General features: G+C 61.3%; 10 protein-coding genes. 5 read left to right on the top strand and 5 right to left on the bottom strand.

Annotated features, from left to right (window positions below):
• The first annotated feature begins 14 nt into the window (after positions 1 to 14).
• Genes J3P86_RS14720 through J3P86_RS14700 form a run of 5 tightly spaced genes read left to right on the top strand, consistent with a single transcriptional unit; the run spans position 15 to position 6,525 of the window.
• Positions 15 to 3,485, top strand: coding sequence for a response regulator (locus J3P86_RS14720; RefSeq protein ID WP_434698284.1), 3,471 nt, complete (start codon positions 15 to 17; stop codon positions 3,483 to 3,485).
• Positions 3,485 to 4,300, top strand: coding sequence for a CheR family methyltransferase (locus J3P86_RS14715; protein ID WP_434573896.1), 816 nt, complete (start codon positions 3,485 to 3,487; stop codon positions 4,298 to 4,300). Before J3P86_RS14720 ends, J3P86_RS14715 begins: the two co-directional genes overlap by 1 nt.
• On the top strand, positions 4,297 to 4,884 hold the full coding sequence (locus J3P86_RS14710; protein ID WP_434630651.1) for a chemotaxis protein CheB: 588 nt from the start codon (positions 4,297 to 4,299) through the stop codon (positions 4,882 to 4,884). The genes J3P86_RS14715 and J3P86_RS14710 overlap by 4 nt, the downstream gene beginning before the upstream one ends.
• A gap of 5 nt (positions 4,885 to 4,889) precedes the next feature.
• Entirely contained in the window at positions 4,890 to 6,155 is a 1,266-nt protein-coding gene (locus J3P86_RS14705) for a hybrid sensor histidine kinase/response regulator (protein WP_434630654.1), read from the top strand.
• The gene (locus J3P86_RS14700) at positions 6,148 to 6,525 is read left to right on the top strand and encodes a response regulator (protein ID WP_434573902.1); all 378 of its coding nucleotides are present in this window, start codon (positions 6,148 to 6,150) and stop codon (positions 6,523 to 6,525) included. The genes J3P86_RS14705 and J3P86_RS14700 overlap by 8 nt, the downstream gene beginning before the upstream one ends.
• A 727-nt stretch (positions 6,526 to 7,252) precedes the next feature.
• Here J3P86_RS14700 and J3P86_RS14695 read toward each other — a convergent pair.
• The 5 genes from J3P86_RS14695 to J3P86_RS14675 form a co-directional block, all read right to left on the bottom strand.
• Positions 7,253 to 8,923 carry a response regulator gene (locus tag J3P86_RS14695; protein WP_434573904.1) on the bottom strand — a complete coding sequence of 557 codons (1,671 nt, stop codon included), beginning with the start codon at positions 8,921 to 8,923 and terminating at the stop codon, positions 7,253 to 7,255.
• Positions 8,920 to 10,422, bottom strand: a complete 1,503-nt coding sequence (locus J3P86_RS14690; RefSeq protein WP_434698283.1) for an ATPase domain-containing protein — start codon at positions 10,420 to 10,422, stop codon at positions 8,920 to 8,922. The genes J3P86_RS14695 and J3P86_RS14690 overlap by 4 nt, the downstream gene beginning before the upstream one ends.
• Before the next feature lie 153 nt (positions 10,423 to 10,575).
• Complete coding sequence (locus J3P86_RS14685) at positions 10,576 to 11,631, bottom strand: tetratricopeptide repeat protein (RefSeq protein ID WP_434698282.1); 1,056 nt, start codon at positions 11,629 to 11,631, stop codon at positions 10,576 to 10,578.
• Between the two features lie 305 nt (positions 11,632 to 11,936).
• Positions 11,937 to 13,361, bottom strand: a complete 1,425-nt coding sequence (locus J3P86_RS14680; protein WP_434698281.1) for an efflux transporter outer membrane subunit — start codon at positions 13,359 to 13,361, stop codon at positions 11,937 to 11,939.
• Positions 13,358 to 16,537 (bottom strand): efflux RND transporter permease subunit, encoded by a 3,180-nt coding sequence (locus J3P86_RS14675; protein ID WP_434600941.1) that lies wholly within the window; start codon positions 16,535 to 16,537, stop codon positions 13,358 to 13,360. The genes J3P86_RS14680 and J3P86_RS14675 overlap by 4 nt, the downstream gene beginning before the upstream one ends.
• Positions 16,538 to 16,543: the final 6 nt, after the last annotated feature.

Here is a 16,543-nt window from a genome sequence, read left to right as displayed (position 1 = left end):
CCAAGGCCTTTTCCATGACTCCTTCGTCTTCGGTCGACGAACAAAGTTTTCGCAAGCTCCTGAGCCGCAATATCAGCCTGCCGCTGGGCATGGGTGCACTCAGCGCGGTGTTTTTCATCGTGTTGATCACTTATCTGCTGTCGGTGATCCAGTGGGTCGGGCACACCGATCGCGTCATCAACAATGCCAATGAAGCGCTGAAGCTGAGCGTCGATCTGGAAACCGGCATGCGCGGTTACCTGCTGAGCGGCGACGAGCATTTCCTCGACCCTTACGAGGTGGCCAAGCCGCGCATCGCCGTGGCCCTGGATACATTGTTGGAACTGACAGCCGACAATCCCGTCCAGACCGATCGCCTGCGTAAGGTCCAGGCACTGCAGACGGAATGGGCCAACTATGCCCAGAGCATGATCGACCTGCAGCGCAGCAGCGGTGATTACCGCGGCGCGGTGAAGAAGGGGCGTGGCAAACGGTTGACGGACGAGATCCGCACGACCTTCGAAGACATCGTCGAAACCGAGCAGCAGTTGCGCGCCGAGCGCAACGAGCAGGTGCGTACCACCACGCTCTGGAGCATTGCCCTGTATTTGCTCTTCGTCGCAGCCATCAGCGGGTTGCTGGCCTACGTGGGGCGGCGCGATCTGTTGGCCCTGTCGAGCAACTACAGCGCGAGCCTGAAAGTCCAGCAGGAAAGCGCCCTGCATCTGGAAAAGCAGGCGTGGCTGCGCAACGGCCAGACTCAACTGGCCGAGCAGGTGCTCGGCCAACTGACGCTGAATCTTTTGGGGCGCAACATCCTGCAGTTCTGCGCCCAGTACCTGGGCAGCGTTGTTGCCGCACTGTATGCGCGGGAAGAAAACGGCGTGCTCAAGCGCATCGCCACCTATGGCATGTCCCGGGAAGACGACGAACAGCACCAGATGGTCATGGACGGCGAAGGCATCGTCGGGCAGGCCGTGCGCCAAGGGCGGCTCATCCGTCTGGATGACGTGCCACGCGATTACCTCAAGGTCAGCTCAGGGCTGGGCCAAGGGTTGCCCAATTGCGTGATGGTGGTGCCGACCCGTGACGACGACCGCATCAATGGTGTCATCGAGTTGGGCTTCCTGCGCCCCCTGGCCGGGCGGGACATCGAGTTGCTGGAACTGGTTGCCGGCAATATCGGCACCTCCATCGAGGCGGCCCGTTACCGTCAACGTCTGCAGGAAGTACTGGCCGAAACCCAGCAGCTCAACGAAGAGTTGCAGGTGCAGCAGGAAGAACTCAAGACGGCCAACGAAGAACTCGAGGAACAGTCGCGCATTCTCAAGGAATCCCAGGCCCACCTGGAAGCCCAGCAGCAGGAGCTGGAGCAGACCAACGAGCAATTGGCCGAGCAGCGCGACGCCATGGACCAGAAGAACAGCGAGTTGAACCTGGCCCAGATCCAATTGCAGGAGCGCGCCGAAGAGCTGCAGCGTTCGAGCAAGTACAAGTCCGAATTTCTCGCCAATATGTCCCATGAGCTGCGCACGCCGCTCAACAGTTCGTTGATCCTGTCCAAGCTGCTGGCGGAGAACCCGCAGAGGAACCTCAGCGACGAACAGGTCAAGTTTGCCGAGTCGATCTACTCCGCGGGCAATGACTTGCTGAACCTGATCAACGACATCCTGGACATTTCCAAGGTCGAGGCCGGAAAACTCGAGGTGCGCCCGGAAAACACCAGCGTGCCTCGCCTGGTCGAAGGGCTGCGGGACATGTTCAAGCCGCTGGCGGCGGACAAGGGCCTGAGTTTCGAGGTGCAGTTGCAGCCTGACGCGCCGTCGATGCTGTATACCGATCGCCAGCGCCTTGAGCAGGTGCTCAAGAACCTTTTGTCCAACGCGGTGAAGTTCACCGAGCAGGGCTCCGTCTGCCTGACCATCACCGGCCAGCCCGGCTCGGGTATCGCGTTCATGGTGCGCGACTCGGGGATCGGCATCGCCGCCGACCAGCAGCAGAGTATTTTCGAGGCGTTCCGCCAGGCCGACGGCACCACCAATCGGCGTTACGGCGGCACCGGCCTGGGGCTGTCGATTTCCCGCGACCTGGCGACGTTGCTCGGCGGCTCGATCTCGGTCTCCAGCGAGCCGGGGCAGGGCAGTGTGTTCACGCTGGTGATGCCTGGGCGTTATGTCGAGCCAGGGGAGGCGCCTGTCGAACCGATGGCGTTCACCCCGACGACCACTGCCCCGGCCCATGTGCCGGCTCCGACACTGGTCGCCGAGGTGGAAACCCCTGTCCCGCAATTTGCCGATGACCGGGACAAGGCGCCTTTCGCTACCCGTTGCATTCTGGTTATCGAAGACGAACCGAAGTTTGCCCGGATCCTGTTCGATCTGGCCCATGAACTGGGCTATCAGTGCCTGGTCGCCCATGGCGCTGACGAAGGCTTTGACCTGGCCTTGCAACTGAGCCCGGACGCGATCCTGCTGGACATGCGTTTGCCGGACCATTCCGGGCTGACCGTGTTGCAGCGGCTCAAGGAGCAGGCCCAGACCCGGCACATCCCGGTGCACGTCATTTCCGTCGAGGACCGCGTCGAAGCGGCGATGCACATGGGCGCGATCGGTTATGCCGTCAAACCGACGACCCGAGAAGAGCTCAAGGACGTTTTCGCGCGCCTGGAAGCCAAGCTGACCCAGAAGGTCAAGCGCGTGCTGCTGGTGGAAGACGATGACTTGCAGCGCGACAGCATTACCCGGCTGATCGGCGACGATGACATCGAGATCACCGCGGTCGGCCTGGCCCAGCAGGCCCTGGACCTGCTGCGCACGCATGTCTATGACTGCATGATCATCGACCTCAAGCTGCCGGATATGCTCGGCAATGACTTGCTCAAGCGTATGTCCAGCGAAGAGATCTGCTCGTTTCCGCCAGTGATCGTCTACACCGGACGCAACCTGACCCGTGATGAAGAAGCCGAACTGCGCAAATACTCGCGCTCGATCATCATCAAGGGCGCGCGCTCGCCGGAACGCTTGCTGGACGAAGTCACACTCTTTCTGCACAAAGTCGAATCGCGGTTGTCCCATGAACGACAGCGGATGCTGCAGACCGCCCGCAGCCGCGACAAGGTTTTCGAAGGCCGCAAGGTGCTGCTGGTGGACGACGATGTGCGCAACATTTTCGCCCTGACCAGCGCCCTGGAGGCGAAAGGCGCCGTCGTGGTCATCGGCCGTAACGGTTACGAAGCGATCGAACGCCTGAACGAAGTCGAGGATATCGATCTGGTGCTGATGGACGTGATGATGCCCGAGATGGACGGCTTTGAAGCCACCGCGCTGATCCGCAAGGACCCGCGCTGGCGCAAGTTGCCGATCATCGCCGTGACCGCCAAGGCCATGAAGGATGACCAGGAGCGTTGCCTGGCGGCGGGCTCCAACGATTACCTGGCCAAGCCGATCGACCTGGATCGCCTGTTCTCACTGATTCGCGTGTGGTTGCCGAATATGGAAAGAATCTAGTGGAACGAAACACTGACATCGAACTTCGTTTGTTGATCGAAGCGATCTATTTGAAGTACAGCTACGACTTTCGTGACTATTCCGGCGCCTCCATCAAGCGCCGGGTCCTGCATGCGTTGAATCAGTTCGAATGCAAGACCATCTCGGCCTTGCAAGAGCGCGTACTTCACGACCCGAGCGCGTTCATGCAATTGCTCCAACTGCTGACGATTCCGGTCAGCGAGATGTTTCGCGACCCTGCGCACTTCCTGGCCATTCGCGAGGAAGTGGTGCCGCTGCTCAAGACCTATCCTTCGATCAAGATCTGGATCGCCGGCTGCAGCACCGGTGAAGAGGTCTACTCGATGGCGATCCTGCTGCACGAAGAAGGGCTGTTGGACCGCACCTTGATCTACGCCACGGACATCAATCCCCGTTCACTGGAGAAAGCCAAGCAAGGCATTTTTTCCCTAGAGAATGTCCGGGCCTACACCCAGAATTACCAGCTCGCCGGAGGCCGGCGTTCGTTTGCCGACTACTACACGGCCGCCTACGATTACGCCATGTTCGACAAAACCCTGCGTCAGAACGTGACCTTTGCCGATCACAGCCTGGCGACGGACAGTGTGTTTTCCGAAACTCAATTGATTTCCTGTCGTAACGTATTGATTTATTTTAATAAAAAGCTGCAAGATCGCGCATTTGGATTGTTTCATGAGTCCCTCTGCCATCGTGGTTTCCTGGTGTTGGGCAGTAAGGAAACACTGGATTTTTCGGCTTTCGGCAAGCAGTTCGAGCCGTTGGTCAAACAGGAACGGATCTATCGCAAGTTATGAGCCCAATGACGGACAGATCCAGGCCCCTGATCGAGGCCATCGTAGTCGGCGCTTCCGCCGGAGGCGTCGAGGCGCTGCTCAACATCTTCACGCCTCTGCGCAAGGGCTTCAGCCTGCCTGTCCTCGTGGTGCTGCATTTGCCCGACGAACGTAACAGCCAGTTGGCCCAGGTGTTTCGTCATCGCCTGGCGATACCCGTCGAAGAAGTCCAGGACAAGCAGGACATACGCCCGGGCACGTTGTATGTCGCAACACCCGGTTATCACCTGTCGATCGAGGCTGATCGCAGCCTGTCACTGAGCCTTGAAGCGCCGGTGCACCATTCGCGGCCATCGATCGACGTGTTGTTCGAGTCGGCCGCCGATGTCTATGGTCCTCGTCTGCTGGCAGTGGTCCTGACTGGTGCCAACAGTGACGGCGCCAGGGGGCTGGCCAGGGTGAAAGAGCTGGGCGGCATCACCGTCGTCCAGGACCCGAGGGAGGCACAGGTTTCCACCATGCCCGAAGCGGCGCTTACGTTGCATGAGCCCGACCATATCCTAACTTTACAGGGCATCGGCCAGTTGCTGGCCGGGCTGGAATGAACCACATGCCAAGAGATATTCAAGCCAAACTGCTGATCGTCGACGATCTGCCTGAGAATCTGTTGGCCCTGGAAGCGCTGATCAAGCGCGAAGACCGCGAGGTCTTCAAGGCCTTGTCGGCGGATGAAGCGCTCTCGCTGCTTTTGCAACACGACTTTGCCCTGGCAATCATTGATGTGCAGATGCCGGGCATGAACGGATTCGAACTGGCCGAGCTGATGCGCGGCACGGAAAAGACCCGCAGCATCCCGATCATTTTTGTCAGCGCCGCCGGCCGCGAGCGCAACTATGCATTCACCGGCTATGAAAGCGGCGCGGTGGATTTCCTGCACAAGCCGCTGGACACCCACGCGGTCAAAAGCAAGGTCAGCGTGTTCGTCGAGCTCTATCGCCAGCGCAAGGCGATGAAGGAACAGGTGCTCGCTCTCGAGCAGAGTCGCCGGGAGCAGGAGCAATTGCTCCAGCAGTTGCAAGCCACCCGTGGCGAGCTCGAGCAGGCGGTGCGCATGCGGGATGATTTCATGTCGATCGTCGCCCATGAGGTTCGTACGCCGCTTAACGGCCTGATCCTGGAAACGCAGTTGCGCAAGATGCACTTGGCGCGCGACAACGCCTCGGCGTTCACCCTGGACAAGATCAAGGCGATGGTTGAACGCGATGAGCGCCAGATCAAGAGCCTGATCCGCTTGATCGAGGACATGCTGGACGTGTCCCGGATTCGCACCGGGAAGTTGTCCATCCGTCCGACCCGCTTCAACCTGACGGCGCTGGTGGAGAACCTGCTGCGCAACTTCCAGCCGCAGATCGCCGCTGCCGAATGCTCGGTGAATTGTACCGCCGAGCCTATGGTGGAAGGGCACTGGGATGAGTTTCGCATCGAGCAGGTGGTCTCGAACCTGCTGACCAATGCGTTGCGTTATGGCAGCAAGAGCCCGATCGAAGTGCGCGTCTACCAGACGCCCGACCACGCCTGCATCGAAGTGCAGGATCACGGTATCGGCATCAGCGAAGAGAACCAGAAACGCATCTTCCAGCAGTTCGAGCGGGTATCGTCCAAGGCCGCCACCGCTGGCCTGGGGCTGGGCTTGTTCATCTCCGAGCAGATTGTCACCGCCCATGGCGGTATCATCACGGTCAATAGCCGCCTCAACGAAGGGGCGTTGTTTCGCGTTTGTCTGCCTTTTCAGAAAACTGGCGAACGGACGCAACCTCTGAGTGGCCCCAAGGTCGTATCAGCAGCTATTGATCCAACAAAGGCTTCTCATGAGTGAAGATGCGCAAGACGTTGTACTGATTGTCGAGGATGATCCGTCGATCCTGATGGTGCTGTCGGCCTACCTGTCTGGCGAAGGGTACCGGGTGCTCCAGGCTGAAAACGGCGAGCAGGCGTTCGAGATTCTGGCGAGCAAGCCTCACCTGGACATGATGATTACCGACTTCCGTCTGCCGGGGGGGATTTCCGGGGTGCAGATCGCTGAGCCTGCGGTGAGGTTGCGTCCGGACCTGAAGGTCATCTTTATCAGTGGGTATGCTCAGGAAGTGCGCGAGACCGATAGCCCCATCACGCGCAAGGCGCCGATTCTGGACAAGCCGTTTGATCTGGATGTGTTGCAGAAGATCATGCAGGGGATGTTGTCGTAGTTCAGCCGGTTGTTTGGGCTTCAATGGGTAGTTGAAGCTGACGTGAGGCGACAGGTACATTGACACGCACCGGACGCCATAAAAGTAACCAAAAAGGCTTTGCCCCACCACTCGGTGCCTCGCCAAGGCTCGGCATGCCCTCACTCCGGCATTGCTCCGTGGGCCCGCCGCGAAGGGCCGTCCCTGGCCCAGCGCGGCTATCCCGGCATCCATGCCGGGATGCCCACTGCACAATGCCTGCGTTCGGCCAGCGTGGTTAACGGGGCGCTGAGATCAAGATCAAAAGCACAGCAAGAGCAAGAGCAGCAGCGGGCACATGCAAGCATTTGCGTAGCTGACCCACCGCTATCGCGAGCAAGCTCGCTCCCACATTGGACCTTCGACAGACACAGGCCTCACGGCACACTCTAATCCCTGTGGGAGCGAGCTTGCTCGCGAAGGGGCCAGCCCATCCGACATCTGCATTGACTGACACTCAGTCTTCGCGAGCAGGCTCGCTCCCACATTGGATTTTGGGCAGACATAGGCCTCACGGCACACAGCAAGCCCTGTGGGAGCGAGCTTGCTCGCGAAGGGGCCAGCCCATCCGACATCTGCATTGACTGACACTCAGTCTTCGCGAGCAGGCTCTCTCCCACAATTGATCGACGTACAGCCGTAAGAATCGCCAGCCTGGCTGGAGGCGTTGATTCGGCGCCCCGTTAATCACGCTGGCTGAACGGAAGTGTCAAACCTTGATCATCTCCCGCACCTTCGCCGTCAACAGATCAAACGTGAACGGCTTGGTGATCATCTGCATGCCTGGGTCGAGGAAACCACCGCGCACCGCCGCGTGTTCGGCGTAACCGGTGATGAACAGCACTTTCAGATCGGGGCGGATCTGCCGGCCGATTTCGGCCAGTTGCCGCCCATTCATGCCGGGCAGGCCCACATCGCTGATCAACAGGTCGATGCGCTGGTTCGATTGCAGGATCGGCATCGCCGCGTTTGCGTCTCCGGCCTCGACGAAGGCGTAGCCCAACTCGCTCAGCACTGCGCTGACCAACACCCGCACCGCCGCATCATCTTCGACGATGAGCACGGTTTCGCCATCCTGCGCATAAGGCGCCTGCTGGGTGGCGACGGCCGGTTCGTGTATCTCCTCGCCCACAAAGCGCGGCAGATAAAGGTTTACGGTGGTGCCTTTGTCGACCTCGCTGTCGATGGTCACGTGGCCACGGGACTGCTTGCTGAAGCCATAGATCATCGAAAGACCCAGGCCGGTGCCCTGGCCGATCGGCTTGGTCGTGAAGAAAGGATCGAACGCACGGTGCATCACCGATTCCGGCATGCCGCATCCGCTATCCTGCACGCTTAACACCACGTAGTCCCCGGGCTCCAGGTTGGTGTAGGCGTCGGTGAAGCCGGTGTCCAGGTAACGATTGAACGTCTGCACCAGCAGTTTGCCGCCACCGGGCATGGCATCGCGGGCGTTGAGTACCAGGTTGAGCAGGGCGCTTTCCAGTTGATTGGGGTCGGCTTCGGCGATCCAGAGCTGCTCGTCCAGTTGCATCTCCAGGCGGATACTCTCGTTGAGGCTGCGCTGCAGCAACTCGCCCATGGATAATACGAGCGTGTTCATTTGCACAGCCTTGGAGTCCAGCGATTGCCGCCGGGAAAAGGCCAGCAGCCGATGCGTCAGGCCTGCCGCGCGGTTGGCCGAGGTCACGCCCAGGTCGATCAGGCTGTCCAGGTCTTCGGTGCGGCCGCGCGCCAGGCGTCGGCGCAGCAGTTCGAGGCTGCCGATGATGCCGGTGAGCATGTTGTTGAAGTCATGGGCGATGCCGCCGGTCAATTGGCCGACTGCTTCCATTTTCTGCGACTGGCGCAGGGCTTCTTCGTTATGACGCAGCTGGGCGGTGCGCTCCTCGACCTGTTGTTCCAGGGTTTCGAGGGTCGTTTGCAGGCGCAGCTCGCTGTTGCTCAGGTCGATCAGCCGGTCCCGCGCTTCGTATTGCCTGCGGCGTCCGCGCAACGCGGTGGTCACCAGGCTGACGAGCGTCACCGGATGGAACGGACGCTCCAGGAACGTCACGTTGCCCAGCTGCACGCCGATGCGTGCCACCGGGTTCTGCTCCGGGCCACCGTGATGAGTCAGCAGGACAATCGGCAAGTCGGACCAGGCCGGCTGCTGTTCGATGTGCTGGAACAGGGTCTCCAGATCCGGCCCGACCAGGGCTTCCGATGAAATCACCAAAAGGCCTGCGCCTTGCCCCAATTCTTCGCATAAATGGCCCAGATGACTGCAAACGAGGCCGTTGAAACCGGCTTCCTTGAGAATCATCAGGGCAATCTGGCTGTCCCGTCCGAGCGGCGCGAGAATCAGCGCCCGCTCGGACAGTGGCTCGGCCGACGTCACGGAGTGCCATCCTCAAGCAATGGGTTGTCCGCACCCATATAGGTCGGTACGCCACGCAACACGCCCTGGAACGCTTCCAGCGGTTGGCCGATGGTCATGCCCAGCTTGCTGATGCGATATTCACGGATAGTCGACTCATGGGCGCCGGTGCGCTTCTTGATAACGGAAACCGCCCGGCGAACCTTGCCCAGCGCTTCGAAGTAACGCAGCAGGATGACGGTGTCGGCGAGGTAGGTAATGTCCACTGGCGCCTGCATGTCGCCCACCAGCCCGTGTTGCGCGACGGTCATGAAGGTCGCCGCGCCTTTGCGGTTGAGGTAGAGCAACAGCTCATGCATATGCAAGACCAGGGCGTTTTCTTCCGGCATGGCGGCCTGGTAGCCGTTGATGCTGTCGATCACCACGGTCTTGATATTGCCGTCACTGACGCAACGCCGCACACGATGGGAAAACTCACCCGGAGACAGCTCCGCGGCATCGACCTGCTCGATCAGCAGATTGCCGGTTTTTTGCAATTCGTGCAGATCGATGCCGATGTTTTTCATGCGCTCGAACAGCAGCCCCAGCTCTTCGTCGAAGATGAACAGCGCGGCTTTTTCTCCGCGGCGTACGGCAGCTGCAGCAAAGATCAACGAGATCAGCGATTTGCCGGTACCGGCCGGACCGAGAATCAGCGTGCTGGAGCCGGTCTCGATGCCACCGCCCAACAGGGCGTCCATTTCGCCGATGCCGCTGGACAGCTGCTGACGCAGGTACTGGCCGCGATGCTCGGCGGCCACCAGGCGAGGGAAGACGTGCAGGCCGTCGCTCATGATGGTGAAATCGTGGTAACCGCCACGGTATTTCTGCCCGCGATACTTGACCACCCGCAGCCGGCGCCGTTCGGCACCGTAGTTGGGGGTCAGTTCCTCGAGGCGAATGACGCCGTGGGCCACGCTGTGCACGGTCTTGTCCAGGGATTCAGTGGTCAGGTCATCCAGGAGCAGGACCGTGGCGTCATAACGCACGAAGTAGTGTTTGATCGCGAGGATCTGCCGACGGTAGCGCAGAGAGCTCTGCGCCAGCAGGCGAATCTCCGAAAGACTGTCCAGCACGACCCGGGTCGGCTTGATGCGCTCCACCACTTCGAAGATCTGCCGGGTCGCTTCCCCCAGTTCCAGGTCGGAGGAATACAGCAGGCTCTGCTGCTGATCGGCGTTGAGCAGGCTCTCGGGCGGGGTCAGCTCGAAGATGTGGATGCTCTCATCGAGCGTCCATCCATGGGAGGCCGCGCCCTGACGCAATTCACGCTCGGTTTCCGACAGCGTGATATACAACGAGCGTTCGCCGGCCTTGGCGCCGGCCATCAGGAAATGCAACGCGACCGTGGTTTTACCGGTACCCGGCTCTCCCTCCAGGAGAAACACGTGACCCAGGGACAAACCACCGGAAAGGACATCGTCCAGCCCTTCGATCCCGGTGGCGGCTTTTGCGCTGATCGACTCGTTAGATGTAATCAAAAATAACCCTCTCATGACTAGGGAAGTGGGCAGCAGGCGGGGTATCGCCTGAAAATGAACTGCCTGAACACTTGACCTTTGGCAGTGATGGCGGTTCCGCTTCCTTTGACAAAACGCGCACTGCTGCACAACTTTCCACCCGCGCGAATGGGCCTACAGGCCTTGTTGTATCGCCGGGTCGTCGGGGTTCAGTTGTTCCAGTTGGGCCAATAAAACCTGGACATGCTGCAACTGACCGGTCTCCTTCCAATAATTGATCAGCAATACCCGCGCCTTGCGGTCGGCAGGGTAGCGCTGGACAATTTCCTGGAGCTGTTTCTGCGCGGCTTCCACCTCCTGCTCGGCATGCAAAGTGGTCGCCAGGTCATAGCGGTAGTGCCGGTTCTCAGGCTCAAGCTCCACCGCCTTGGCCAGGCCAAGCACGGCGTATTCGGTCTGCCCGTGCTGGAGCAGCCACATGCCCAGCGCATGTTGCAGATAAGCCGATGCCGGCTGGGTCTGCAACTGCCGGGCGAGCAGTTGTCGTGCAGCTTCGGCCTGGCCTTGTCGGTCCAGCACATCGACCTGCATGACCAGCGCCGGCAGGTTGTCCGGCTGCAGGCGCAGGGCCTGCTCCAGCGCCTGCTGGGCTTTTTCCAGATCAGCGTTATGCAGGTACAGCCGGGCAAGCTGATACAGGGACTCGGTGGTGGGTGGAGCGTCGTTGAGCACTTGCTTCCAGGTGTCGGCGGCGATCTGCATCGCGCCGAAGTACAGGCCCAGTTCATCCGGCGAAAGCCCCAGCAAGGCATTCACCGCGGCGAACCGGACGTCCGGCTCGTTATCGTCCAGGAGTGGGCCGAGCAACAGGCTGCGCTGGGCGTTCGGTACCAGCCCGACGATGCTGTCGATGGCCGCGCGGCGCACCTGCGGCGATTCGCTCTGCAAGTCCGCTTGTGCCAGTTTCAGTGCCTGGGGGCTCGGGTAGTTGGGCAGCTCGGCGTGCAAGCGTACGCGGCGCTTGGGCGAGAGGTCCGGGCGTCCGAGTTGCTGGTAAAGCATCCGCGCCGCGCCGGGCTGGCCGTTGCGGGCGTTGTCCAGGGCCTCACTGTAACCACGCTTGATTGCTTCGGGGATTTGCGGCGTGGTGCTGCGTAGCCATATCGCGACGAGACCGATGACCAGGACGACGGCGAGGCTGAGGAGCAGATAGCGGCGAGACGAGGACATTCAGGTAATCCGTAACCAGAAAGCGTGAAGTGTCGCAAGCTTCGGTCAGGTCCGGGCTTGAGTCAAACCTGAATAGCGGTGAAGGACCTGTGGGAGCGAGCTTGCTCGCGATGGCGGTGGGGCAGTGACATGGATATTGACTGACACACCGCTATCGCGAGCAAGCTCGCTCCCACACTAGAACAGTTGAACCTCCCAAGGGAGCAAGACTGGCGACAGCCAAAAAAAGCCCCGCGACCGAATGAGACGCGGGGCAAAGGGATTGGTTGGTTGCGGCCAACCAAAGGAGCTCGGTTGGGGAGGGCTCAGTTGCTGGCGACGGTTTCCGGTTGCCAGCCGCCGCCCAGGGCCTTGTAGATCGCGACGATGCCGCGATACAGGTCCACTTCGGCCTGGGCCTGGCTGTCCTCGGCAGCGAGGCGTTCACGCTGGGCGTCGAGCAGCACGAGGAAGTCCTCGGTGCCTTCACGGTAGCGAATCTCGGCCAGGTCGGCGGCCGCGCGGCTCGATTCGCTCTGGCGGATCAGCGAGATCAGCCGCTGTTGGCGTTTGCCGTAATCGCTGAAGGCGTTTTCCGACTCTTCCAGGGCCAGCAGCACCTGCTGTTCATAGTTCGCCAGGGCGCCATCAGCCTCGGCGCTGGCACCGCGCAAGCGCGCTCGCACACTGCCCAGGTCGAACGCGGCCCAGGTAATGCTTGGACCCAGCGCCCAGGCATTGGCCGCCGAGGAACCGATCTGCGAGCCACGCCCGGCGGTGAAGCCGAGGAAGCCGCTGAGGCTGACCCTTGGGAACAGGTCGGCCTTGGCCACGCCGATGCGCGCCGTGGCAGCTGCCAGTTGACGCTCGGCACTCAGGACATCCGGACGGCGTTGCAGCAGTTGCCCGGGGTCGCCAATCGGCAGGGCCTTGGCAATCGCCGGCAGCTGTTTAGGGCTCAGGTCCACGCTCAGCTTGTCCGGACGCTCGCCCAGCAATGTCGCGATGCGGTTGCGCTGGCGCGCCTGTTCGGCTTGCAGTTGCGGCACGCTGGCTTCCACCGCGGCCAGGCGCGCATCGGCACGCACCACGTCGAGCTGATCGCCGACGCCGGCATCACGCAGGCTTTCGGTGATCTTGCGTGACTCCTGCTGGTTCTGCAGGTTGGCCAGGGCGATTTTTTCACGCAGTTGGGCGCCGCGCAGCTGGCCGTAGGCATCCACGAGTTCGGCGATCATGCTCACCTGCAACTGATAGAGATCGGCCTCGGCGGCCTGCTGGTCGGCATCGGTCGCTTCCAGGTTGCGCTGGATGCGGCCGAACAGGTCCAGTTCCCAGGCCATGTCCAGGCCCAGGTCATAACGCTCGGAGTTGACCCGGTCGTCGGTCTGCCCCATCGGGTTCTGGCCTTTGCCCAGTTCGCTGCTGGCGCGGCTGGTGATGGTCGGCATTGCATCATTGCTGGCGTCGTCGCGAATCGCCCGGGCGGCCCGCAGGCGGGCGAAGGCCACGCGCAACTCGCGGTTGCCGTCCAGGGAGCGAGTCACCAACGCGTTGAGGGTCGGGTCGTCGAACTGCTGCCACCAGATACCTTCGAACCGCGCGCGGTCGAAGTTCTTCTGGCCGGCGGCGCCGTCGGTGGCGGCGGTGATGTTGGCCGCCTCCGTTTTCGGTGCCTGGTAGTCCGGGCCCACGGCGCAGGCGCTTAACGCCAGGACCAGCAAGCTCGGCAGGAACGCTTTCAAACTCATTGTTGCGCCTCCAGTTTCAAGGCCCGGGCCGCTTTGCGGGCCTCGCTGCGCTCGACGAAGTTACGGATCAATACGTAGAACACCGGGGTCAGCAGCAGGCCGAAGAAGGTCACCCCAAGCATGCCCGAGAACACCGCGACACCCATGGCGTGGCGCATTTCCGCACCGGCGCCGCTGGAGAGCACCAGGGGCACCACGCCCATGATGAAGGCGAAGGAGGTCATCAGGATCGGCCGCAGACGCAGGCGGCAAGCTTCCAGTACCGCAGCCAGCGGGGTCATGCCTTCGAGCTGTTTATCCTTGGCGAACTCGACGATCAGAATCGCGTTCTTGCAGGCCAGTCCGACCAGTACGATCAAGCCGATCTGGGTGAAGATGTTGTTGTCGCCACCGGAGAGAATCACCCCGGTAATCGCCGACAGCAGCGTCATCGGTACGATCAGGATCACCGCCAGAGGCAGGCTCCAGCTTTCGTATTGGGCCGCGAGCACCAGGAACGCCAGCAATACGCAGAGCGGGAACACGAACAACGCGGTGTTGCCCGAAAGAATCTGCTGGTACGTCAGGTCGGTCCACTCGTACGTCATGCCGTTGGGCAATTCGTCCTTGAGCAGTTTCTCGATGGCTTTTTCAGCCTGGCCGGAGCTGTAGCCCGGGGCGGCGGCACCGTTGATTTCAGCGGTGATGAAGCCGTTGTAGTGCATCACGCGGTCCGGCCCCGAGGTGTCGCTGACCTTGATGAAGGTCGCCAGCGGGATCATCTCGCCACGGTTGTTGCGCACCTTGAGCTGGCCGATCTGGTCCGACTCGAGGCGGAACTGTTGCTCGGCCTGGACGTTGACCTGGTAGGTACGGCCGAAGCGGTTGAAGTCGTTGGCATACAGCGAACCCAGGTAGATCTGCAGGGTGTCGAAGATGTCGCTGACGGCTACGCCGTGGGTCTTGGCTTTTTCACGATCGATGGCGGCATCGACCTGAGGCACGTTCACCGTGTAGCTGGTGAACAACCCGGCCAGTTCCGGCACGTTGTGGCTCTTGGTGATGATGTTCATCGTTTCTTTGTACAGCTCGTCGTAGCCCAGGTTGCCCCGGTCTTCGATTTGCAGGCGGAAACCACCGATCGTGCCCAGGCCCTGTACCGGCGGCGGCGGGAAGATCGCCATGTAGGCTTCCTGGATCTCCGAATACTGGCCGTTCAACGCACCAGCGATGGCACCGGCCGACATACTCGCGTCCTTGCGCTCATCAAAAGGCTTGAGGGTCACGAAGACGATGCCGGCGTTCGGGCTGTTGGTGAAGCCGTTGATCGACAGGCCCGGGAAGGCCACCGCGCTTTCAACGCCCGGCTGCTTGAGGGCCATTTCGGACATGCGCTTGATCACGTCTTCGGTGCGGTCCAGGCTCGCGGCGTCGGGCAGTTGCGCGAAGGCCACCAGGTATTGCTTGTCCTGGCCAGGCACGAAACCGGTTGGCGTGTTGGAGAAACCGAAGAAGGTCAGCACCATCAAGCCAGCGTAAACGATCAGGGCAATGCCGCTGCTGCGGATCACGCGGCCGACGGTGCCCACGTAACCGTGGCTGGCGCGGTCGAAGAAGCGGTTGAACGGACGGAACAGCCAGCCGCCGAAGATCTTGTCGAGGAGCCGCGAGAAACGGTCCTTGGGCGCGTCATGGCTCTTGAGCAATACCGCGGCCAGGGCTGGCGACAGGGTCAGCGAGTTGAACGCCGAGATCACCGTCGAGATGGCAATGGTCAAGGCAAACTGTTTGTAGAACTGCCCGGTCAAGCCGCTGATGAAGGCGGCGGGAACGAATACCGCACACAGTACGAGTGCCGTGGCGATGATCGGCCCGGTCACTTCGCCCATGGCGCGCTTGGTGGCTTCCACCGGCGTGAGCCCGAGGCCGATGTTTCGTTCGACGTTCTCCACCACCACGATGGCGTCATCCACGACGATACCGATGGCCAGTACCAGCCCGAACAGCGACAGCGCATTGAGTGAGAAGCCGAACAGGTGCATGACCGCGAATGTACCGATCAGCGACACCGGCACTGCCACCAGCGGGATGATCGAGGCGCGCCAGGTCTGCAGGAACAGGATCACCACCAGCACCACGAGGATCAGCGCTTCGAACAGGGTATGCACCACCGCTTCGATGGAGCCGCGCACGAAGATCGTCGGGTCATAGACGATGCTGTAGTCCATGCCGGCCGGGAAGCCTTTTTTCAGCTCATCCATTTTCTCGCGCACATCGTTGGAAATCTGGATGGCATTGGAACCCGGGCGCTGGAAGATCGGGATCGCCACCGCCGGCTGGTTGTCGAGCAGCGAACGCAGGGCGTATTGGCTGGAGCCCAGCTCCACCCGTGCGATGTCTTTCAGGCGAGTGATTTCACCATTGGCGCCGGAACGGATGATGATGTTCTCGAACTCTTCCTCGCTGACCAGGCGCCCCTGGGTGTTGACCGAGAGTTGGAACGCCTGGGCATTCGGCGCTGGAGGCGCGCCCAGGGCACCGGCGGCAACCTGGCGGTTCTGCTCGCGGATCGCCGTGACAACGTCGGTAGCGGTCAGGTTGCGCGACGCAGTCTTGTTCGGATCCAGCCAGACCCGCAGCGAATAGTCGCCCATGCCGAACAACTGCACATCACCGACGCCGCCGAGGCGCGCCAGCTCATCCTTGATGTTGAGCAAGGCGTAGTTGGACAGATAAAGCATGTCGTAGCGTTTGTCCGGCGAGGTCAAGTGCACGACCATCGTCAGGTCGGGCGACGCCTTGTCCACCGTGATGCCGATCCGGGTCACTTCCTCCGGCAACTTGGGCTCGGTGCGGGTGACGCGGTTCTGTACCTGCACTTGGGCGTTGTCCAGGTCGGTGCCCAGGGCGAAGGTGATGGTCAGGGTGATCTTGCCGTCGGCGGTGGACTGCGAGGACATGTAGAGCATGTTCTCGACACCGGTGATGGCTTGTTCCAAAGGCGCGGCTACGGTTTCACCGATGACCTTGGGGTTGGCACCGGGGAAGTTGGCGCGCACGACCACGGTCGGCGGCACGACTTCGGGGTATTCGCTGATCGGCAGCTGGAACAGCGAGATCGCACCGGCGATCAGGATCAGCAGCGAGAGCACCGCTGCGAAGATCGGCCGCGAAATGAAGAACTGGGAAAATTTCATCTTGAG

It is taken from the genome of Pseudomonas sp. D1-1, assembly GCF_051132225.1.
In the GTDB taxonomy this organism is placed as follows: domain Bacteria; phylum Pseudomonadota; class Gammaproteobacteria; order Pseudomonadales; family Pseudomonadaceae; genus Aquipseudomonas.
The sequence above is the reverse complement of the archived record's forward strand: the minus strand, read 5'-3'. Positions and strand labels throughout refer to the sequence as shown.